The following is a 20484-nucleotide window of genomic DNA, read 5'->3' as shown; positions in this document are numbered from 1 at the left end:
AAAGTGTATCTGCCTCTGTCGGTCGGCAGTACGATGGCATCCTTGCTTCAAGGTCCTGCCGTTTGCTAATGATTTAGCTTAAAATGATCGTCCCATCAATGTTCGTGAAAAGCTGATCTTTAGCTTCTGTACGATCCATTGCTGTAATGACTGTGGAGTTTTTAGCGCTGACGATGAGTGCAGCTTGATCCATCAGTACGAGTGAGTCGCGAATTCCTTTCGCTTTTGCCTCGTTTACTTTGTCCGTGACATGAGCCCATTCGGCTTCAGAAATCATGATATTCCGTTCCGTCAGACGTTCTGTCGCATGCTTACTGACTTTCAGCGGTTGTGGTGCTAGTGCGTTGTTCAGTTGTTCGACGAATGACTGTTTCGGGACGGACTGTTTCAATTGTCCGGGTCGTAGTTGCGGCTGCGATTGGAGACGCTGAATGTTGAGCTGTTCCATACAATCGCTCCGTTCTAACTAGTTAGTTGCTTATTGAAGTAAATTTGTTACCTTCGATTTTTTCTCCATTATCAAGAATGTACAAAAGTTTTCCGTCTTTATTGGAAACCGATGTAACAGTTCCTGTCTTTTCAGTTTCACCATCTAGATAACCGACTGTTTTTCCAATTAGCATACTGGCTTCTACTAGACTATTAGAGTTTACTCCACCTGATAGTACTTCAGAAATATTGCCTGGTGATAGTTCTTGACCGTCTTCCATTGTAAAAACTACAGATCCATTGACATATTTAACGGATGATATTTTCCCAGTTCCTTCTGTTACTATAGGTTTGCCATCCTCGTCAGGTTTTTCAGCCACTTGGTGCCACTTAATTTCTTTACCTACAAATGAATTGTATTCGATCAATTGACTCTGGTTTTGTGATTCTGCGAACTTCTCAAAAGCTTTTGTGAGATTCATAGTCTGTTCAAGAGCAGAGAACTGCGCCATTTGTGCAATGAACTCATTATCTTTCATCGGGTTCGTAGGATCCTGGTTTTGCAACTGTGCAATCAGCAACTTCATGAAGTCGTCTTTGCCCAATGTTCCTTGTCCGGTTTTCCGCTCATCCCTTTGGTTATTCACAAGATACATGGAATCCGTTATAGGTTTTTGTCCATCTATCATTCGTTACACCTCCACGTCCAGCAAAAATTCTTGGAATGATTGCTGTTCATCATGATCGTTCTCTTGAGATTCTTGCTGGTCGTCATTCCCTTTAAACTGCTGATGATTAAAGTTCTGACTGCGATCGTTACGCGCAGGATCTTGAACAGCTTGTGTTACGTCAATCCGCTCCACTTGAATGTTTTGCTGGTTAAATGACTGTCTCAACTGATGCAGTTGGCTATCAAGCATCTCTTTTCCAAGTGCAGTTGAAGCAAGTATTCTTGCAGTCATAACCCCGTTAATCTGAATAAGCTCAATACGGATTTGACCCAGTTGTTCTGGGTTCAACTTAACTAACAAACGATTTGTGCCACCCTGTTGACCAAAATTTGTTTGTTTGAAAAGTCCTTGTAACTTTTCCAGCATTGCTTCAGATTGACTCGTCGGTCGTGTTTCTGGAGTCTCTAATGAAAAAACATTCCTAGATACTATCGGCTGAACACCTGTGTTTTGAAGATGTTGTGATTGATTTTGCTCACTTTTTCCTTCTTGTGAACCTTGTTCTGTACTACCTTTTGTCACATATGAGATGATTTCATCCAAAATAGATTGACTATCTGATGACTGATTCCCGATTTTTGTTTCATTTTGTGCAGTTTGGGGAACTTGTACAGATGGTGGTACCTGAGTTGTCAATAACGCTGCAAACTTAATTTCAGTGGTTGTACTCTTAGATTCAACAAATTGTTGAAGTCCTTCTAGATGTTCACTTAGTTGTGTCAAACTAGTTTGTTGCCAACCGAGTAAGTCTTTTGTCGGGAGCACCGTTTCAACAGTTTTCAGCAAAGCTAAAATGTTTGTCGCTTGCTGTTGAGAAGGTTGATCTTTACTATTCAGCATTCCTTCAAGCGCACTAGATAGTTTGGGCGCATGCTCATTTACAGCGCTTAAAAGCGTCCAGAGATCGTTGGAATACATAACTTCCGCCAGTTCTTCTTTTGAAACACCAGCATCCTCTAACAATGTGCTGATTGTTTCCATAAGCTCTGCCGGATCAATTTCTAAAGCATTCGCCCATTCTTTAATCGAACTCGCTTGTCCTAACTTATCAAGACTATTTAAAATATCTTCTTGAGGAATCTTAGTCAGTTCTGCCAACGCTGTAGCAAGATCACTGACAGTTGATGCAGTTAAAATATCATCCATAGTTTCTGTTACTGAGCCTAACTGATTGCCCAAAGCAGACGTTTTCGCTGTTTCTACACTTTTCGTCATCCCCGCAAGCACTGAACCAAACATCCCTCCTTTGTTCTGTGAAGTTTGAACTGCAGCTCCAGATAAAGCAGTTGGTGAGGTCATTGCTACTGAGACTGAATCAATGTTCATTTTTTCACCTCCTAAGTTGAAATCTATTACTTTATGATTATATCATCATTTTGCTAAAAGAGCAGTATATTTAGCAGCATCTTCTGGAGACATTTTCTCGAGAACGGCTGCCAACGTATTTGCTTTCATTTGCGATAGGAGCTGGAGTGCTTGGGCATCGTCCATCTTTGTAATTACAGGAGCTGCAGATTTCGCAGACATCTGTTCAAAAGTCGAGACGAGCTGTCCGAATTCTTTTTTTGAATCATCGTTAGTTCGTTTCAGTACTAAAATTTCAGCTTGCAGCTTTTCTTGTGCTATTGTTAGCTCCTCATTTTTTGAATTGGACTTTTTCAAGTCTTCTTGGATATCCATGAGTTGTTGTTCTTTTTGTTTCAATTCTTCTTTCATCACAACAACGCGCTCTTCCAATACTTTTTTATCTTTTTTTGTCGAAGAGTCTTGTTTTTTCTGTTCAAACGCAGGAACTGAAGCTGTCCATTCTTTCGCTTTATCCACCACATTTACATCGGCAACTTTTGCAATAATAAGCAGAACAGCTATCGCAAAAATAAGCGGAATTACAAACCATGCGAGTAACATTTGGAAGAAACCGCCTGCCTTGCGCTCTTCTTTATAGGAGTCTGGCGTCTTATTCTTTTTACGTTTCACCGGCTTACCACCCATTTTCATTTTTGCGGAATTTAAGTGTAGAAAGTTCATCCAATCGTTCCGCTTCTTTATGCTCCATCTCTTCTTGATAAGCATCCCGATCTTTTTCCCGCATCTTTTCGTATTTCTTCACTTCAATTGTTTTATCAAGCAAACGTTCTTCGTACCAATTCATTTTGCTACGTGCTTGGATAACTTTTTGTTGTAAGGAATGGATTCTTGCTTCTAAGCTTTCTATGAATCTCGCATAGTGATGAATTTCATTCACCGCAAATCCATTTGTCATTTTCTCCTGTTGCTCCACTAAAATATCCTCTTTCTTTTTCAAAAGGTCATATAGTTGAGTAGCAATCATTTCAAAGGCCTCGATGGATTCCTTATAAGCAGATTCCGTCTCATTCTTTTCCTGCTCGCGAAACGTAAGGACTTTGTCAAATCGATAGTGGTATGGTTTCATGTTTGACTGCCCCCAGTAGCGAGCGCAATCAGTTCTTCAATACTTTCTTCCATCGATATATTATCTTTGTATCCTTGTTTCAGGAATTTTGTAATGAGCGGTTCGTATTCAATGGCTTGGTCGATTTCTTTAGAAGTCCCACGTTTGTAGGCACCAATATTAATAAGATCTTCAGACTTATCATACGTATAGTACAATTCACGTAGTTTCTCCGCTGCTTTCACATGTTCAGGTTCCGCAATGTGATTCATGAGTCGACTGACACTTTTCAATACATTAATGGCCGGATATTGTCCTTTGTTTGCAAGTGTTCTATCTAACACAATATGTCCATCCAAGATACCTCGAACCGCATCCGCAATGGGCTCGTTCATATCATCACCATCAACCAATACTGTATAGAACGCAGTTATCGCTCCGAATTCGTTTGTGCCGCTTCTCTCAAGCAACTTCGGTAAAATTGCAAATACTGAAGGTGTGTATCCTCGGGTTGCAGGGGGTTCCCCTACAGCAAGCCCAATTTCTCGTTGTGCCATCGCGACCCGTGTTACGGAATCCATCATGAGCATGACATTCATGCCTTTATTTCTGAAGTATTCGGCAATAGCTGTCGCCGTAAATGCGCCTTTTATCCGCATAAGTGCAGGCTGATCAGAAGTTGCAGCTACGACAATCGTCCGACTTAACCCTTCAGGACCTAAATCTCTATCGATAAATTCCCGAACTTCCCTACCACGCTCACCTATGAGCGCTATGACATTTATATCAGCTGTTGTATTTCGAGCGATCATGCCAAGGAGAGTACTTTTACCCACTCCAGAACCAGCAAAAATACCTACTCGTTGACCACTTCCTACCGTCAGCATTCCGTCAATCGCTTTGACCCCCACCGCTAATTTATCATTTATGGTTGGACGAGTTAAAACGTTAGGTGGACTTTGCTCCGTTCGAACCGTAGCAAGTCCTTTCGGCAGTATTGACTGGTCAATTGGATTGCCCATGGAGTCTAGCACTTTGCCAATTAAGTTCATACCTACTTTCACTTCAAGAGGTTTTCCTGTTCCTTCAACTAAACAGCCACTTGAAATCTCCGTTACATTTGTAAAAGGCATCAACATGACAATTTCTTCGCGGAAGCCAACTACTTCCGCCAAGATTTTCGACTCTGATGTACTTGTCGGATTTAAGTGGATGATGCATAGATCACCGATCGAACTTTCAGGACCTTTGGATTCAATCATTAAGCCGACAACTCTTGCAACACGCCCATACTTCTTAAATGTTTTAACGCTGGCTATCTTATTCGAAAGTTCTTCAGCTTTTTTCATGATCAGCCCTCGCTTTCCAGTAATTCCACAAGGCGCTCTTTCATCTCATTTAACTGTTCGTCTATACTGACAACGATTCTTCCGTGGTTCGTTTCGATGTAGCATTCCGTGGCTTCGAATTCATCATTTACAAATAGCAACATGGGTACGTCAGGCGGGAAGATGGAACCTAGCTCTTCTCGACTATCTGAAACTAGTTTATAGTACTCAGGCGATACATAGACTTTCACTTGTCTCATCTCACGCACTTCTTTCAGCCCACGTTTGACAATAGATAAATACAACTCCGAATTTTCTTCCAATGCATGGCCGAGAATTCGTTCAGAGGATTTCATCGCTATCTCCAAGATTAACCTTTCTTGATTGTCCAAGTAGGATTGTCCATTTCTTTGTGCCAGTTCAATCGTGTCATTGGCGTGTTTGATCGTCTCTTGCATGTCTGAAATACTTTTTTTTGTACCTTCTTCATAACCGACTTGGAATGCTTCTTCATAAGCTCGTTGCTGAAGTTCTGCATTTTCAGTTTCCCAAGCATTCCGCATTGCATCGATATCTTCGTTTGCGGTTTCCCGCATATGGTCAACTGCAGCCTTTTCAATTCCCAATTGTGTGCGAGCTTCGTTCATGAGACGATCTCGTTCCATTATGACGTCAGCTAAATTCAATTGGGTAGACGTCGAAGCTTCAGCTGTCGGCTCAGACACTGTTCGGAGATTGCGAATTCCAATCTTCTTCACACCTGTCACTTGGTCCGTTTCAGGTCTGTAGATATTAGACAATCACATCATCTCCTCCACCACGTGCAATGATAATTTCTCCTGCGTCTTCCAGGCGACGGATTGTTGCAACGATCCTCGATTGTGCTTCTTCAACATCACGCAGTCTGACTGGTCCCATAACATCCATCTCTTCTTTGAACGATTCAGCCATACGCTGTGACATATTTTTGAAGAGAATATCTTTAACTTCTTCACTAGATACTTTCATAGATAGAATGAGATCTTCATTTTCACAATCTCGGATAACGCGCTGAATCGAACGGTTATCGAGCGTAATAATATCTTCGAAGACAAACATCCGTTTCTTGATTTCTTCTGCAAGTTCTGGATCTTGTATTTCGAGTGCATCGAGAATTGTTTTCTCTGTAGCCCGATCCACTCCATTAAGAACTTCTACTACTGCATCTACGCCACCTGTATCCGAATAATCTTGAGTAACAGTAGAGGAAAGCTTTCGCTCCAGAACTGCTTCAATTTCACTGATGACTTCAGGTGAAGTCGATTCCATCGTTGCAATACGCTTAGCAATATCCGCCTGGACTTCTTGGGGCAATGAAGAAAGGATCATCCCTGCTTGTTCTGCTTCCAAGTAAGACAAAATAAGTGCAATCGTTTGTGGATGCTCATTTTGAATAAAATTTAAAATCTGGCTCGGTTCAGTCCTTCTAGCAAAATCAAACGGTCGCACTTGAAGGGAAGAAGTCAAGCGGTTAATGACCGCTTGTGCGTGTTCTTTACCCAATGCTTTCTCCAGAACCGTTTTCGCGTATCCGATTCCGCCTTGAGAAATATAATCCTGTGCAAGTGCTATATTATGAAATTCTTCTATGATTTCTTCTTTGACGGATGATTCCACTTTACGGACGCCGGATATTTCGAGTGTTAAGCGCTCGATTTCCTCTTCCGTCAAATGCTTATAAATCGCAGCGGACACCTCAGGACCGAGAGAAATCAAAAGGAGGGCTGCCTTCTGCTTCCCGGACATATCTTTATCTTTTTTCACCATGTCTGACCTCTCCTTAGTCCTCTGCTATCCAAGTACGTAGCAATTTAGCGAATTCTTCCGGTTTTTCTTTCGCCATTTTTTCCAATTGTTTTCTACGCACCGTACCTTCAGTTTCTACTTCACCATTAATGTCGCTAACTTCAAGGGCTTCCATTTGCTCTTCCAGTACACGCGCTTCTTCTAATGCAAGTGCTGCATCTTTACGTCGTTTTCTAACAAAGAAAATCACGACGGCAATAATCACTAACAGAAGGACTCCACCAACCACATAGACCCACCAAGGAATCACTGTTCGTTCTGCATCGAAATCAGTTTGTTTACCACGTATTGGCTGAATGGAAACTGCAATCTTCTGCGCAAGTTGCTCTTCGGTCAATTCACCAACAGAAACTTTATCAATCGATGTTCGTACGATTGTTTCAAGAATTTGTTTGATGTCATCTTCAACGCCTGGTGCTAATGATCCAGGATCATCTGCAGTCGGAGGCTCAACCATTACTTGGAGACCAATGTCCCGAATTTTATAAGGACTTTCGACAATGTTTTTACGAATTCGATTCACTTCGTTATTAATCGTCTCCTCAACCCGTTCATAATCTCCGTTTCCTGTTGTGCCTTCAACAATTGTTGTACGGTTATCCGTTGGATCTTCTCCCTCAGGAATACCTCCTGGGACTGCACCGTCCCCAGTAAATGTTTCTGTAATACGTTGTACACTTAGTGCGATTCCTTCCATACTCTCTTCATCTACTGGTGTGACAAGGTTTTCTTCTCGATTTTCCTGTTTGAAGTCGATATCTGTTGTAACAGAAACAACCACTTTGTCCTGCCCCATCATGGAGCCCAACATCATTTGGACTTGACGTTGCAGATCGCGTTCAATCGATTTCTTAATCATCATTTGGTCAGCAACATTGGTGCCAAACTGATTATTTTCGTGGTTCAAGTCATAGTACTCAAAATACTGATTCATTACTACGATGTCTTCCGGTGCTAAGTTTGGAATACTTTTTGAGATCAAATTATATAACCCTTTTATCTGTTGGTCACTGAACTGCTGACCGGGTTCTGTCTTCAGAACGATGGATGCACTCGCTGCTTGTACATCTTCCTTGACGAATACTCCTTGAGTCGGAAGGGTAATCATGACTTTTGCGTCTTGTACACCTTCAATTCCAGTGATCAATTTAGCAAGTTCGTTTTGCATTGTCGCAAGCTTGATCATGTTAAATTCATTATCTGTTGTACCGAATCCAGCATTTTCAGAGAAAAACGAGTAATCAATTCTACCTGAGTTTGCAAGTCCTTGTGATTCTATAGATACAAGCAAATCATCAACTCGTTCTTCAGGTACTAATATAGAAGTACCACCTGGTGCAATTTGGTTTGGGACAGCTTGCGCATCTAGTTCTTCTTTTATTCTACCAATATCTGACCTAGATAGATCTTTGTATAAGGGGACATATGTTGTACGAGATAGGAAGAAAGTCAGAAGAGCTGCAACAAGTATAATTGAGGCAGCGATGCTAACGTACAAGATTTTCTGCTTTTTTGTCCGGTTTGACCAAAACTCTTGTAAGTCGTTTTTGATCTTTGTCAATCTCTCTTTCATTCTGATCCTCCGGTCGGCAAACGTCATCCGTACTATTTCTGATGAATAACGCTATATTTTTCTTACACTGGCATACGCATAACTTCTTGATAGGCTTCTATTACTTTATTACGTATTTCCATTGTCGCATTCAATGCAATTGAAGCTTTTTGCGCAGAAATCATTACATTATGTAAATCTACATTCTCACCACGAACCAACTTTTCAGTCATAACGTCCGACTGAACTTGAGAAGCATTCACGTCTTGGATCGCATCTTTTAAAAAGCTACCAAACTTTTGTTGAGATTCAAATGTTGTAGGTGAAGTTTTCGTTACATCAGGTGATATACCTGGTGCCATAGCTAAAATTGAAGATATCGCCATTAGTAGTCATCCTTTCTTCCTCTTATTTTCCGATTTCAAGAGCTTTCATGAGCATAGCTTTGTTGGAATTGAGCACAGTGATGTTTGCTTCATATGAACGTGTCGCAGACATCATATCAATTGTTTCTCGTAATGGATCGACATTAGGCATTTCTACATATCCATCTGCATTTGCATCTGGGTGTGTAGGATCAAAGACTTGTTTGAAGGGTGTTTCAGTATCTTCTTGGATTTTTGAAACCATAACTCCGTTTCCAATGGCTCCTCTATCCCGTGTACCCATGGCAACATTCAGGAAGTTTGAAAACTGTCCTTGTTTCGGTTGAAACGAAACCGATTTTCTTTGGTATGGTTGCCACTCGCCATCTACCAGCTTGCCACGTGTTGTATCTACATTTGCCATATTAGAAGAAATAACATCCATCCGAAGACGTTGTGCAGTTAAAGCTGAAGCTGAAGAATTCAAGCTATGGAAGATTGACACGATTAACGTCCTCCTTTGATGACATTATTAAGAGAGTTGAACTTACTGCTGATTCGGTCCGCAAGTGCATTATAGTAAATTTGATTTGCCGCTAAGTCTGCCTGCTCTTTATCCATATCTACACCATTTCCATTTTGATTGTATTTAAAGTTTGAATAGGTGTGAGTACCAGAACCGGAAGTTGTAGGAGCAAACTGTATATGACGCTGATCTGTACGATACGCTTCTAATTGAGTCGTTTTGGCTTCATTTAAGTAACTCTTGAAATCTAGTGTTTTCACTTTATAGTTTGGCGTATCAACATTCGCCACGTTTTGCGAAATCGCTTTCGATTTGTCTGCTGAGAAATTGAGTCCTTTTTCTAAAGCGGAAATCGTTCCTCCATAAAGGTCCATATCAATCTCCTCCTTCGTTTAAACATTAGAATTATATTAAATTCGACATATTCTCTTAAAAATCAACAATTAATACTCATTGTATCGGAAGTTGAACCATTTTGTCTATACAAATAATATAAAAAAGAAAGAAATATTCCTCATATATTCTCATTTGTTCACAGTAAATTCCAGTATTAGTAGGCAGTATTAACCTGTTTGATCAATCTACAAAAGTCCGAATCATTTATTGTTTTATTGAATTTATTTATATTATGCTTATTTGTTTTTTTAAAATAATAATGGTTCAACTATTACTTATATAAAAAAAACGAGTTAAAAGCGATAATCGCTTTTAACTCGTTTTACTTTAGTTTTTCACTTGACATATTATGATTTTTGTTTCTCAAGTTCCTCTAGGAATTTGCTGTTCAATACTTTGATATACGTACCTTTCATTCCTAGTGAACGTGATTCAATAACACCAGCACTTTCAAGTTTACGAAGTGCGTTGACGATAACTGAACGTGTGATTCCAACGCGGTCAGCAATTTTAGAAGCAACAAGAAGTCCTTCATTTCCATCTAACTCATTAAAGATATGCTCGATTGCTTCATGTTCACTGTAAGAGAGTGAGTTGATAGCCATTTGAACGACCGCTTTGCTGCGAGCTTCAGTTTCGATCTCTTCAGATTTTTCACGAAGGATTTCCATACCAACTACTGTCGCTCCGTACTCCGCAAGAATGAGATCGTCTTCTTTAAAATCATCACTTAGACGAGCAAGGATAAGTGTTCCAAGACGCTCGCCACCACCGATGATTGGAACGATTGTTGTTAATCCATTTTTAAATAGTTCTTGGTTTTCAACAGGGAATACTGTATATTCACTATCAATTCCAATGTTTTGTGAGGTTTCGCGAATTTCAAAAAGCTGTTTAGTGTAAGCTTCAGGGAATTTACGATCCACGAACATTTGCTTCATACGTTCATTTTCAATCTGGTGATGGATTTCAAGCCCAAGTAACTTCCCTTTTCGGCTTACGATAAATGCGTTACAATCGATAACTTCACTAAGCTGCTCCGCCATTTGTTTGAAGTTCACTTGCTTACCTGCAGTTTCTTGAAGCATTGCATTAATCTTTCTTGTTTTGTCTAACAGTGTCATTATATTTTCCTCCTTATTATTTCGGAACTGATAAGAATATTCTAAAGGTTTTTAATTGTTAAATAAACTAATGTGTCTTCATTAAAGAATGAAATGTGACAGATCTTTGTCTTTTACGATACCTTGCAACTTTTCATCGACATAAGCAGGTGTGATTTTAATGCTTGTAGGTCCAATATCGGAAGCCTCAAATGAAAGTTCCTCAAGTAGACGTTCAACAATTGTATGAAGTCTTCTTGCACCAATGTTTTCAGTATTATCATTCACTTCGAATGCAATTTCAGCTATTCTATCGATCGCATCATCCGTGAACTCTAACAGGACGTCTTCTGTTGCTAGAAGTTTCTCATATTGTCGAATAAGAGAGAAGTCTGGTTCTTTCAAAATCCTGACGAAATCCTCTTTGGATAATTTGTCTAATTCAACACGAATCGGAAATCTTCCTTGTAACTCGGGTATAATATCAGACGGTTTTGCCATATGGAAAGCACCCGCAGCTATAAATAAAATATAATCGGTTTTCACCGCTCCATATTTTGTAGTCACAGTTGAACCTTCTACAATTGGTAAAATATCACGTTGAACCCCTTCACGGGAAACATCAGCGCTAGAAGAGCCACCACTCTTACTTGCGATTTTGTCCATTTCATCGATGAAAATAATTCCAGATTGCTCGGTTAACTGGACAGCCTGGCGCGCAATTTCGTCATGATCAATTAGTTTGTCCGCTTCTTCCGCTTCTAATACTTTTCTTGCATCTTTTACAGAAAGTTTCCGTGTTGTTGTTTTTTTCGGCATAAGTGAAGACAGAGCATCTTGCATATTCGATCCCATCTGTTCCATACCAGAACCTTGGAGTGCATCGAACATGGAAGGCTGTTGGGAAGCGACTTCAACAGTTACTTGTTCGTCTTCTAGCTTACCTTGTTTGAGTAATTCAGCGATTTCACTTTTCTTTCGGGTTAGCTCAGTTACTTCTTCTAGTTCATCAGCGTCACTCTCATTCTTTTGCCCACCAAACAGCATTTCAAACGGGTTTTGCATGGATCCCTTCTTTTTCTTTGAAGGAACGAGCAATTCCACTAAGCGTTCTTCTGCTTGAACGGCTGCTTGGTCTTTCACTTGAGTGCGCTGTTTTTCTTTGACAATTCGAACGCCCGTCTCAACAAGGTCCCTCACCATGGATTCAACGTCTCGACCAACGTAACCAACCTCTGTAAACTTCGTTGCTTCGACTTTTACAAAAGGTGCATCCACGAGTTTCGCAATACGACGCGCGATTTCCGTTTTCCCTACTCCTGTTGGTCCAATCATCAAAATATTCTTAGGGATGATTTCACTTTTTTCCTCATCCGTTAAGCAGTTACGTCTGTAACGATTTCGAATGGCAACAGCCACTGCACGTTTCGCTTTGTCTTGCCCGACAATGTACCGGTTTAAAAACGTAATCATTTCTTTTGGCGTTAGTTGTTGTGAAGTCATTCCCCAAGCACCTCCACGATAATGTTGTCGTTTGTAAACACACAAATTTCAGAAGCCGTTTCAAGAGCTGCGCGAGCAATCTGTTCAGCAGTCAACGATTCCCCCGCATATTTAGCAAGTGAACGTCCAGCTGCTAATGCGTAGTTGCCACCTGACCCTATCGCAAGAATACCATCATCAGGTTCAATCACTTCACCTGTTCCCGATACGAGAAGAAGACTTTCTTCATTCATTACAAGAAGCATTGCCTCTAGTTTACGGAGAATCTGGTCGCCTCTCCATTCCTTCGCAAGTTCTACAGACGCCCGTTGTAAGTTCCCGTTGTACTCTGTCAATTTGTCTTCAAATAAATCAAACAGCGTAAATGCATCGGCAACAGACCCAGCAAATCCAGCGAGTACGTTTCCGTTAAATAATCTGCGGACTTTTTTTGCGGTGTGTTTCATAACTACACTTTCTCCCATGGTGACTTGACCATCACCAGACATTGCACAAACTCCCTTATGCCGAATGGCAAAAATCGTAGTTGCATGAAATTCCATTTAAATTTCCTCCTAAGCACGCGGATGCGTATTCATATAGGTTCTTCTTAAATGCTCTTTCGTTGTATGGGTATATATTTGTGTCGAAGACAAATCACTGTGCCCTAAAAGTTCTTGGACAGTTCGCATGTCTGCACCTGCAGATAATAAATGGGTCGCAAACGTATGACGTAGCATATGGGGATAGACGTTCGATTGAATGGAAGCTCGCTCGACAATGGCGTCTAGAATATGTCTAACTCCACGTTCAGTAAGTGGACCCCCTCGTAAATTGACAAATAACCGGTCATGTTTCGTTGCTTTCATTAGCAAAGGGCGACTTGTTTCCATATATTGCTCGATCGCCGACTGCGCAAAGCTACCGAATGGGACGTAACGCTCTTTTCTGCCCTTCCCCATAACACGGACAATCCCAAGATCGTTGTCAATATCGCTTAAACAAATTGATGTGAGTTCACTCACTCGAATTCCTGTTGCATAAAGAAGTTCAAGTAATGCCCGATCTCGACGATCCCTTGGTTTTTCTCCAAGGCAAGCAGCAAATAGTTTTTCGAGTTCCTCGACATAAAAAAAAGCAGGAAGACGTTCTTCCTTTTTAGGGTGATGCAGCAAACGGAATGCTGTGTCATTAATATCATAGCGAGCATTGGCAAACCGAAAGAATGAACGAACTGAGGAAATCTTTCTGGAAATAGTTGCTCTCGATAATTCGCGATCATACAGACGCGAAGCAAAAAGTCGTGCTTCTTGATATGTAATGGTCTCTATCGTAAGAATGCCTTCGGTTTTTAAGAACTCAAGGAATTCATCTACATCTCTTTCATATTCCGTTACAGTGTGGACTGAATAGTTTTTTTCCAAACGAACGTACGTAATATACTCATTACGAATTTGGAACGTCTTTTCATCCATTATAAACACCTCCCGAAAACGAATAAATAACCATCATTTTAACGCTTTGCAAATAGCGTATTCGATTATCCAAAATAATTGAAAATGCCGACTACTCCTTAAATTCAAATTCATCCACGATTTACTATACACGATTGACAGGTATTTCTTCAACTATGAGCCACTAGGAAGTCAGACCTCTAGTTATTCTTTTTCAACATTGCCACTAAAAGTTCACACACAGTTCACATCTACACAATGAAAAAGAAGAAGAAAGGGAATACCTTCCTTCTTTACTCATTTCTTTATAGTTGGTTCTCTAACTTAAACTTATCTAGTACTTCGAGTGCCCGGTTTGAGTGTCGTTCAGCTCTCTCCAGTTTAGAACGGACACGCTCTCCTAAATCAGGGAATAAACCAAAGTTCACATTCATCGGCTGGAAGTTCTTTGGATCGGCTTCAGTAATATACCTCGCCAAGCTTCCTAATGCGGTCTGATTCGGCAGGACATAAAGTTCTTCCCCTAAAGCCAGACGAGCAGCATTCATACCTGCTACCAAACCTGATCCTGCAGACTCGACATATCCTTCAACCCCGGTCATTTGACCCGCGAAGAACAAATTCGGGTTGGCTTTTAGCTGATAAGTCGGTTGTAATACTCTTGGTGAATTGATGAACGTATTTCTATGCATCACACCGTAACGTACGATTTCAACATTTTCAAGGCCAGGAATGAGGCGCAAGACTTCTTTTTGAGCGCCCCATTTCATGTGCGTTTGGAAACCGACGATATTGTAAAGGGTCCCCGCTGCGTCATCTTGGCGAAGTTGTACAACGGCTTTTGGAAGTTTACCTGTTTTAGGATCTTCCAATCCTACAGGCTTCATCGGACCAAATAACAACGTCTTATCTCCACGACCCGCAAGGACTTCAACCGGCATACAGCTCTCGAAATACACTTCTTTTTCAAATTCTTTAAGTTCCGCAACTTCTGCGTTCACTAATGCCTCATAAAAGACAGCGAATTCCTCATCATTCATCGGACAATTGAGATATGCCGCTTCTCCTTTGTCATAACGTGATTTCAAGTATATTTTTTCCATATCAATGGAGTCTTTCTCAACGATAGGTGCTGCCGCATCATAAAAGTATAAGTATTCTTCACCAGTAAGCAGGCGTACTTTTTCAGCAAGCGCTGGAGACGTTAGAGGACCTGTCGCAATCAATGTGATGCCTCCAGGGATCTCTGTCACTTCTTCATTCACTACTTCGATTAGTGGATGATTTCTTACTTTGTCCGTTACATGTGCTGAGAACTCATGACGATCCACAGCAAGTGCCCCTCCAGCTGGAACAGAGCAAGCATCCGCCGCTGCTATAATGAGCGAGTCTAGACGTCGCATTTCTTCTTTAATGACGCCTACAGCATTCGTCAGTGAGTTTGCACGCAAGGAGTTACTGCAAACGAGCTCTGCGAATTTGTCTGTATGGTGTGCTGGAGTTTGCTGGACAGGTCGCATTTCGTATAAACGAACCTGCACCCCTCGACTTGCAATTTGCCAAGCCGCTTCACTCCCAGCAAGTCCTGCACCGATGACATTTACAATTGGTGTCACATTGAACCCTTCTCTCTTGCTTGTAGATTATTCTTGTGGTTTTTCTTTATAGTCACATTCCGTACATTGGATTTGCAAACCTTTTTTCAAACGTTTTTCAACGAGAGTGCTTTCACACTTCGGACATGGTCTGGAAATCGGCTTATCCCACGAAATGTATTCACACTCAGGGTACCGGTCACAACCATAAAAGATTCTGTTTTTCTTACTCTTTCGTTCGACGACTTCCCCTTCTTTACAAAGCGGACACGTGACGCCAATTGGTTTAATAATTGCTTTTGTATTGCGGCATTCCGGGAAATTCGAGCACGCCATGAACTTTCCATAGCGCCCCATTTTATAAACCATCGGAGATCCACACTTTTCACAATCTTCTCCAGCAGGTTCATCTTTAATTTCAATTTTTTCCATTTCTTCATCTGCGACTTTCAAATGCTTTTCAAAGTCTTTGTAAAACTCGTCGATGACCGCTACCCACGGAATTTCTCCCACTTCGATATGGTCAAGACTTTGTTCCATTTTAGCCGTGAATTCCGCATTAGTAATATCAGAGAAGTATTGATTGACCGCTGCATTTACGATTCCACCTAATTCAGTAGGTACAAATCTCTTTGCATCTAACGTGACATACCCTCTTTTTTGGATAGTGTCCAATGTCGGAGCGTATGTCGATGGTCGACCTATTCCTAGTTCTTCCAACGTTTTCACAAGACGTGCTTCCGAATAGCGTGGAGGAGGTTGCGTGAAATGTTGTTTCGGATCAATGGATGCACACTTGACCGTTTCTCCTTCAGTTAGAGGAGGAAGGACATTATCCTTCTCTTCTTCTTTATCATCATGACTTTCAATATACACTTTCATGAATCCTGGAAACTTCACTTGTGATCCTGTTGCTCTGAACTGTATATCATTGTTTAGTAAATCGACAGTGACCGTATCAAGGATTGCAGGAGCCATCTGACTCGCAAGAAAACGCGACCAAATGAGTTTGTATAATTTCAATTGATCTTTTGATAAAAACGCTTTCATCGCTTCAGGTGTACGCAAGACAGATGTTGGACGTACAGCTTCGTGTGCATCTTGTGTCTTCGTTGCGGTAGATTTGCTTACCGCTTTTGTTTTACGTGTGAATTCTTCTCCATACATTGTCTCAATATGCGTTTTAGCTTCAGCTTGAGCAGTCTCAGAAGTTCTCGTCGAATCGGTACGCATATAGGTAATCAGACCAACGATTCCTTCTTTACCAATTGTAATTCCTTCGTATAACTGTTGGGCAATCATCATTGTCTTTTTAGCTCGGAAGTTTAACTTACGTGCTGCTTCTTGCTGCAAAGAAGATGTTGTAAATGGTACAGCAGGATTGCGTTTACGTTCTTTCTTTACTACTTTGTGGACGTTAAAATCATCTCCGTCCATGTTTGAAAGAATCTTGTCTACTTGTTTTTTGTCAGTTAACTTAACTTTCTTACCAGCTGTCCCATAGAAAGAGGCTTCAAAATTGCCTTCTTTTTTAATGAATCCTGCGCCGATTGACCAGTACTCTTCAGGTATGAATGATTCAATCTCTTCTTCCCGATCAATAATTAGTTTTAGTGCAACTGATTGAACCCGGCCAGCTGACAGGCCTTTTTTGACTTTCTTCCATAGAATCGGGCTGATGTTATAACCCACGAGTCGATCGAGAATACGACGAGCTTGTTGGGCATCTACTAAATCCGTATTGATTGGACGTGGATTTTTAAATGATTCTTTAATTGCATCTTTTGTAATTTCGTTAAAGACAACTCGACAATCCGAATGTTCATCCACTCCGAGCTGATGCGCAAGGTGCCAGGCAATTGCTTCCCCTTCTCTGTCGGGGTCAGCCGCGAGGAAGATTTTTTTCGCTTTTTTGGCTTCTTTTTTCAAGTCTTGCAAAATCGGGCCTTTTCCCCGAATAGTAATATACTTCGGTTCATAGTTGTTTTCAACGTCGACGCCCATTTGACTGCGAGGCAAGTCTCTCAAGTGACCAAGGGACGCACGCACTTTGTATTTCTTTCCTAAATATCGTTCAATTGTTTTTGCTTTTGCTGGTGATTCCACGATTACTAGGTAATCTGCCATTCTAATATGCCCTCCTTAAAGAGGTTCTTTGTATTTATTCATCTAAAAGAATATCTGTTGCAAAATGTATAACAGTTTCCATAGAAAAGCAACTATTTTAGTAAAAAGACATTTCTCTCGTCAAGATTCGACAAGAGATTCAATGATCTGATAGCCATTCCAAATCGGTCGGGCTCCTTCATCTAATAGTTTGTTCGGTCCGAGTGACAATGGTGAGTCAATGGGTCCTGGAACTGCAAATATTTCTTTTCCATGATCAAGTGCATGCTCAATTGTACTCATTGTTCCGCTCTTCACTGCTGATTCTGTAATGACAATGGTGTTAGACAGACCACTTATAATCCGATTCCTCATCGGGAACGTCCATTTAGCAGGTGGATGGTATGGAGGATACTCAGTTATTAAAAGATGCTCTTTAGCCATTATTGCTGCAAGTTCCGCATTTTCTTTTGGATATAAATGAAGGAAGCCATGTCCAAGTACCGCTATTGTCTGACCACCAAATCTTATGGCTGCTTGGTGTGCCATCGTATCTGCTCCTTTCGCAAGTCCTGAGACAATTACACATCCATGCTGAACGAGTGGTGGAACAACCATGTCCATTGCGTTAATCGAATAATCCCCAGCTTTTCGGGAACCAATAATCGCTACCTTATTTGGCTTTTTCAACAAGCTCGGGTCACCTTTTGTATAGAGGACAGCCGGTGGATCTATTAACTGCTTTAGTTGGTCGGGATAGTCAGGATGTGTAAAAGGAATGGGGATGATTCCTTTTTCGAGTAGCAAGTCTAAGAGTGGAATCGGGGATAGTTGGGCAAGTTTCATCTTCAGGTTTGTGCGCTGTTTTTGTGATAAATTCTGCAAGTATTTGTGTCCATTGTTATTTCCAAGCAATCTAGCAAGTTGGTTATAAGGGACTGGCCACGCATAGTGAAGTTTCAAAAGCTCATGATCTCGTGCGGATAGCTTCATTACGTACCTCCTCATTATATAGAAAAGATGCAGCGTATCCATTGAATACGCTGCATCTTCTATCTTAGTGGGTTTTACACTTTTCGTATAGCCCTTTTTCTTTAATTACTTTGATTAATGTCTCTCCGATAACAGATGGCGTCTCTGCAACCTCTACACCAGCGTTATTGAGTGCTTTAATCTTTTCGTCTGCAGTTCCTTTACCTCCGGAAATGATGGCACCAGCATGGCCCATACGCTTTCCTGGAGGTGCTGTTTGTCCGCCGATGAATCCCACTACCGGTTTCTTCATGTTGGCTTTGATCCATTCAGCTGCTTCTTCTTCAGCAGTTCCACCGATCTCACCAATCATAACAACAGCGTAAGTATCTTCGTCTTCATTGAATTCCTTCAACACGTCGATGAAGTTTGTGCCATTGACAGGGTCTCCACCAATACCAACAGCTGTTGTCTGACCAATACCTGCTTCAGAAAGTTGGTGAACCGCTTCATATGTCAAAGTCCCTGAACGTGAAATTACGCCGACGTGGCCTTTTGTATGAATGTATCCTGGCATGATACCGATTTTACATTCTCCTGGCGTGATGACACCTGGACAGTTCGGTCCAACAAGACGCGTCTTTTTGCCTTCCATGTAACGCACTACTTTGACCATATCAAGAACAGGGATGTGCTCAGTGATACAGATGGCCATATCAAGGTCTGCGTCTACCGCTTCCATGATTGCATCTGCTGCAAAAGGTGCTGGTACGTAGATAACGGAAACATTAGCGCCAGTTTCTTTGACAGCTTCCGCCATTGTATTGAATACAGGAACGCCATCAACGTCTATGCCGCCTTTGCCTGGTGTTACCCCTGCAACGATTTTCGTTCCGTATTCAAGCATTTGCTGGGTATGAAATTTTGCAGTCCCGCCAGTGATTCCTTGGACGACTACTTTTGTATTTTTATCGATATAAATACTCATCGTTTGTCCCTGCCTTTCTTAGCCTACGATTTCAACAATCTTCTGTGCGCCGTCTGCCATTGAGCCAGCTGCAATGATATTCAGTCCGGACTCGTTAAGCAAAGCCTTACCTTTGTCCACATTTGTTCCTTCTAAACGAACAACAAGTGGAACTTGGAGACCGACTTCTTTCGCTGCAGTGATAACACCTTCAGCGATAACGTCACACTTCATGATACCTCCGAAGATGTTGACGAAAATCCCTTTCACGTGTTCATCTGAAAGGATGATTTTGAAGGCTTCAGTTACTTTTTCAGCAGTCGCGCCGCCCCCAACGTCAAGGAAGTTTGCGGGTGATCCGCCGTAGTAATTGATCGTATCCATTGTAGCCATAGCAAGTCCAGCACCATTGACCATACAGCCGATGTTGCCGTCTAGAGAAATATAGCTCAAGTCGTACTTAGATGCTTCGATTTCTTTTGCATCTTCTTCTTCAAAGTCGCGCAACTCAACAATGTCCTTGTGACGGAACAATGCGTTGTCGTCAAAGTTGAATTTAGCATCAAGTGCAAGCACCTGATCGTCACCAGTGACAACGAGTGGGTTGATTTCTACAATAGAAGCATCTTTTTCAATGAATACTTGATAAAGACCTGTCATGAATTTAGCTGCTTTGTTAACGAGATGCGCAGGAATATTCATGTTGAATGCCATACGACGTGCTTGGAATCCAGTCAATCCTGCAACTGGGTCAATCACTTCGTGGAAGATTTTTTCAGGAGTCGCTTCTGCAACTTCTTCAATATCCATTCCGCCTTCTTCAGATCCCATTAGTGTAACGCGGTCAGTAGCCCGGTCAACAACAAGACTAATATAGTATTCTTTTTTGATATCTGCGCCTTCTTCAACAAGTAAACGCTTGACTTCTTTTCCTTCTGGGCCTGTTTGGTGTGTTACCAACGTTTTGCCAAGAAGCTCTTTTGCGTATTCGCGTACTTCGTCAAGACTTTTTGCAATTTTGACGCCGCCCGCTTTTCCGCGACCACCTGCATGAATTTGCGCTTTCACGACAAATACTTCAGTTCCAAGTTCTTTCGCTGCTTTTACTGCCTCTTCCGGAGAAAATGCTGCAATCCCTTTTGAAGCTGCAACTCCATAATCACGAAGCAGTTGTTTCCCTTGATATTCATGGATATTCATCTTATATCCTCCAATCAAAC

At 41.3% G+C, this 20484-nt stretch carries 21 protein-coding genes; all 21 read right to left on the bottom strand.

The window, feature by feature from the left end; all coding sequences use genetic code 11:
• Positions 1-73: 73 nt before the first annotated feature.
• The 21 genes from DVB69_RS02835 to sucC all read right to left on the bottom strand — a co-directional run bounded on the left by DVB69_RS02835 (position 74) and on the right by sucC (position 20464).
• Complete coding sequence (locus DVB69_RS02835; protein WP_116016352.1) at positions 74-448, bottom strand: TIGR02530 family flagellar biosynthesis protein; 375 nt, start codon at positions 446-448, stop codon at positions 74-76.
• Positions 449-470: 22 nt separating this feature from the next.
• The gene (gene flgD, locus DVB69_RS02830) at positions 471-1118 is read right to left on the bottom strand and encodes a flagellar hook assembly protein FlgD (RefSeq protein WP_116016350.1); all 648 of its coding nucleotides are present in this window, start codon (positions 1116-1118) and stop codon (positions 471-473) included.
• 3 nt (positions 1119-1121) lie between these two features.
• A complete protein-coding gene (locus DVB69_RS02825; protein ID WP_116016348.1) occupies positions 1122-2486 on the bottom strand; it encodes a flagellar hook-length control protein FliK in 1365 nt (454 codons plus the stop codon).
• Between the two features lie 45 nt (positions 2487-2531).
• Positions 2532-3137: a MotE family protein gene (locus tag DVB69_RS02820; RefSeq protein WP_158541011.1), complete on the bottom strand. Its 606-nt coding sequence runs from the start codon at positions 3135-3137 to the stop codon at positions 2532-2534.
• Positions 3138-3141: 4 nt separating this feature from the next.
• The gene (gene fliJ, locus DVB69_RS02815; protein ID WP_116016344.1) at positions 3142-3594 is read right to left on the bottom strand and encodes a flagellar export protein FliJ; all 453 of its coding nucleotides are present in this window, start codon (positions 3592-3594) and stop codon (positions 3142-3144) included.
• Positions 3591-4922, bottom strand: a complete 1332-nt coding sequence (gene fliI / locus DVB69_RS02810; protein ID WP_116016342.1) for a flagellar protein export ATPase FliI — start codon at positions 4920-4922, stop codon at positions 3591-3593. The genes fliJ and fliI overlap by 4 nt, the downstream gene beginning before the upstream one ends.
• A gap of 2 nt (positions 4923-4924) precedes the next feature.
• Positions 4925-5701: a flagellar assembly protein FliH gene (fliH, locus tag DVB69_RS02805; RefSeq protein ID WP_116016340.1), complete on the bottom strand. Its 777-nt coding sequence runs from the start codon at positions 5699-5701 to the stop codon at positions 4925-4927.
• Entirely contained in the window at positions 5694-6707 is a 1014-nt protein-coding gene (fliG, locus tag DVB69_RS02800; protein WP_116016338.1) for a flagellar motor switch protein FliG, read from the bottom strand. The genes fliH and fliG overlap by 8 nt, the downstream gene beginning before the upstream one ends.
• Positions 6708-6720: 13 nt before the next feature.
• Positions 6721-8319, bottom strand: coding sequence for a flagellar basal-body MS-ring/collar protein FliF (fliF, locus tag DVB69_RS02795; RefSeq protein WP_116016336.1), 1599 nt, complete (start codon positions 8317-8319; stop codon positions 6721-6723).
• Between the two features lie 62 nt (positions 8320-8381).
• Entirely contained in the window at positions 8382-8660 is a 279-nt protein-coding gene (gene fliE / locus DVB69_RS02790) for a flagellar hook-basal body complex protein FliE (RefSeq protein WP_233505319.1), read from the bottom strand.
• Positions 8661-8706: 46 nt separating this feature from the next.
• Positions 8707-9168, bottom strand: a complete 462-nt coding sequence (gene flgC / locus DVB69_RS02785) for a flagellar basal body rod protein FlgC (protein WP_116016332.1) — start codon at positions 9166-9168, stop codon at positions 8707-8709.
• A gap of 2 nt (positions 9169-9170) precedes the next feature.
• Entirely contained in the window at positions 9171-9563 is a 393-nt protein-coding gene (gene flgB, locus DVB69_RS02780; RefSeq protein ID WP_116016330.1) for a flagellar basal body rod protein FlgB, read from the bottom strand.
• 369 nt (positions 9564-9932) lie between these two features.
• On the bottom strand, positions 9933-10709 hold the full coding sequence (gene codY / locus DVB69_RS02775) for a GTP-sensing pleiotropic transcriptional regulator CodY (protein ID WP_116016328.1): 777 nt from the start codon (positions 10707-10709) through the stop codon (positions 9933-9935).
• A gap of 81 nt (positions 10710-10790) precedes the next feature.
• Positions 10791-12191 (bottom strand): ATP-dependent protease ATPase subunit HslU, encoded by a 1401-nt coding sequence (gene hslU, locus DVB69_RS02770; RefSeq protein ID WP_116016326.1) that lies wholly within the window; start codon positions 12189-12191, stop codon positions 10791-10793.
• Positions 12188-12733 carry an ATP-dependent protease subunit HslV gene (gene hslV, locus DVB69_RS02765; RefSeq protein ID WP_116016324.1) on the bottom strand — a complete coding sequence of 182 codons (546 nt, stop codon included), beginning with the start codon at positions 12731-12733 and terminating at the stop codon, positions 12188-12190. Before hslV ends, hslU begins: the two co-directional genes overlap by 4 nt.
• A 12-nt stretch (positions 12734-12745) precedes the next feature.
• A complete protein-coding gene (xerC, locus tag DVB69_RS02760; RefSeq protein ID WP_116016322.1) occupies positions 12746-13645 on the bottom strand; it encodes a tyrosine recombinase XerC in 900 nt (299 codons plus the stop codon).
• Between the two features lie 284 nt (positions 13646-13929).
• A complete protein-coding gene (gene trmFO / locus DVB69_RS02755) occupies positions 13930-15240 on the bottom strand; it encodes an FADH(2)-oxidizing methylenetetrahydrofolate--tRNA-(uracil(54)-C(5))-methyltransferase TrmFO (protein ID WP_116016320.1) in 1311 nt (436 codons plus the stop codon).
• Positions 15241-15267: 27 nt separating this feature from the next.
• Positions 15268-17346: a type I DNA topoisomerase gene (gene topA, locus DVB69_RS02750; RefSeq protein WP_116016318.1), complete on the bottom strand. Its 2079-nt coding sequence runs from the start codon at positions 17344-17346 to the stop codon at positions 15268-15270.
• A gap of 120 nt (positions 17347-17466) precedes the next feature.
• Positions 17467-18318, bottom strand: a complete 852-nt coding sequence (gene dprA, locus DVB69_RS02745; RefSeq protein WP_116016316.1) for a DNA-processing protein DprA — start codon at positions 18316-18318, stop codon at positions 17467-17469.
• A 64-nt stretch (positions 18319-18382) separates the two neighbouring features.
• A complete protein-coding gene (sucD, locus tag DVB69_RS02740; RefSeq protein ID WP_116016314.1) occupies positions 18383-19285 on the bottom strand; it encodes a succinate--CoA ligase subunit alpha in 903 nt (300 codons plus the stop codon).
• A gap of 18 nt (positions 19286-19303) precedes the next feature.
• On the bottom strand, positions 19304-20464 hold the full coding sequence (sucC, locus tag DVB69_RS02735) for an ADP-forming succinate--CoA ligase subunit beta (RefSeq protein WP_116016312.1): 1161 nt from the start codon (positions 20462-20464) through the stop codon (positions 19304-19306).
• Positions 20465-20484 lie beyond the last annotated feature (20 nt).

The sequence above is a fragment of the Sporosarcina sp. BI001-red genome, from assembly GCF_003384035.1.
GTDB lineage: Bacteria > Bacillota > Bacilli > Bacillales_A > Planococcaceae > Sporosarcina.
This window is presented reverse-complemented; position numbering and strand designations above follow the sequence as displayed.

Coding starts and splice junctions, on each gene's coding strand:
- topA (WP_116016318.1), bottom strand. CDS start 17,346: ATGGCAGATTACCTAGTAATCGTGGAATCACCAGCAAAAGCAAAAACA.
- fliG (WP_116016338.1), bottom strand. CDS start 6,707: ATGGTGAAAAAAGATAAAGATATGTCCGGGAAGCAGAAGGCAGCCCTC.
- DVB69_RS02835 (WP_116016352.1), bottom strand. CDS start 448: ATGGAACAGCTCAACATTCAGCGTCTCCAATCGCAGCCGCAACTACGA.
- fliI (WP_116016342.1), bottom strand. CDS start 4,922: ATGAAAAAAGCTGAAGAACTTTCGAATAAGATAGCCAGCGTTAAAACA.
- hslV (WP_116016324.1), bottom strand. CDS start 12,733: ATGGAATTTCATGCAACTACGATTTTTGCCATTCGGCATAAGGGAGTT.
- sucC (WP_116016312.1), bottom strand. CDS start 20,464: ATGAATATCCATGAATATCAAGGGAAACAACTGCTTCGTGATTATGGA.
- fliF (WP_116016336.1), bottom strand. CDS start 8,319: ATGAAAGAGAGATTGACAAAGATCAAAAACGACTTACAAGAGTTTTGG.
- fliJ (WP_116016344.1), bottom strand. CDS start 3,594: ATGAAACCATACCACTATCGATTTGACAAAGTCCTTACGTTTCGCGAG.
- hslU (WP_116016326.1), bottom strand. CDS start 12,191: ATGACTTCACAACAACTAACGCCAAAAGAAATGATTACGTTTTTAAAC.
- fliE (WP_233505319.1), bottom strand. CDS start 8,660: ATGGCACCAGGTATATCACCTGATGTAACGAAAACTTCACCTACAACA.
- dprA (WP_116016316.1), bottom strand. CDS start 18,318: ATGAAGCTATCCGCACGAGATCATGAGCTTTTGAAACTTCACTATGCG.
- DVB69_RS02825 (WP_116016348.1), bottom strand. CDS start 2,486: ATGAACATTGATTCAGTCTCAGTAGCAATGACCTCACCAACTGCTTTA.
- xerC (WP_116016322.1), bottom strand. CDS start 13,645: ATGGATGAAAAGACGTTCCAAATTCGTAATGAGTATATTACGTACGTT.
- flgD (WP_116016350.1), bottom strand. CDS start 1,118: ATGATAGATGGACAAAAACCTATAACGGATTCCATGTATCTTGTGAAT.
- codY (WP_116016328.1), bottom strand. CDS start 10,709: ATGACACTGTTAGACAAAACAAGAAAGATTAATGCAATGCTTCAAGAA.
- sucD (WP_116016314.1), bottom strand. CDS start 19,285: ATGAGTATTTATATCGATAAAAATACAAAAGTAGTCGTCCAAGGAATC.
- flgB (WP_116016330.1), bottom strand. CDS start 9,563: ATGGACCTTTATGGAGGAACGATTTCCGCTTTAGAAAAAGGACTCAAT.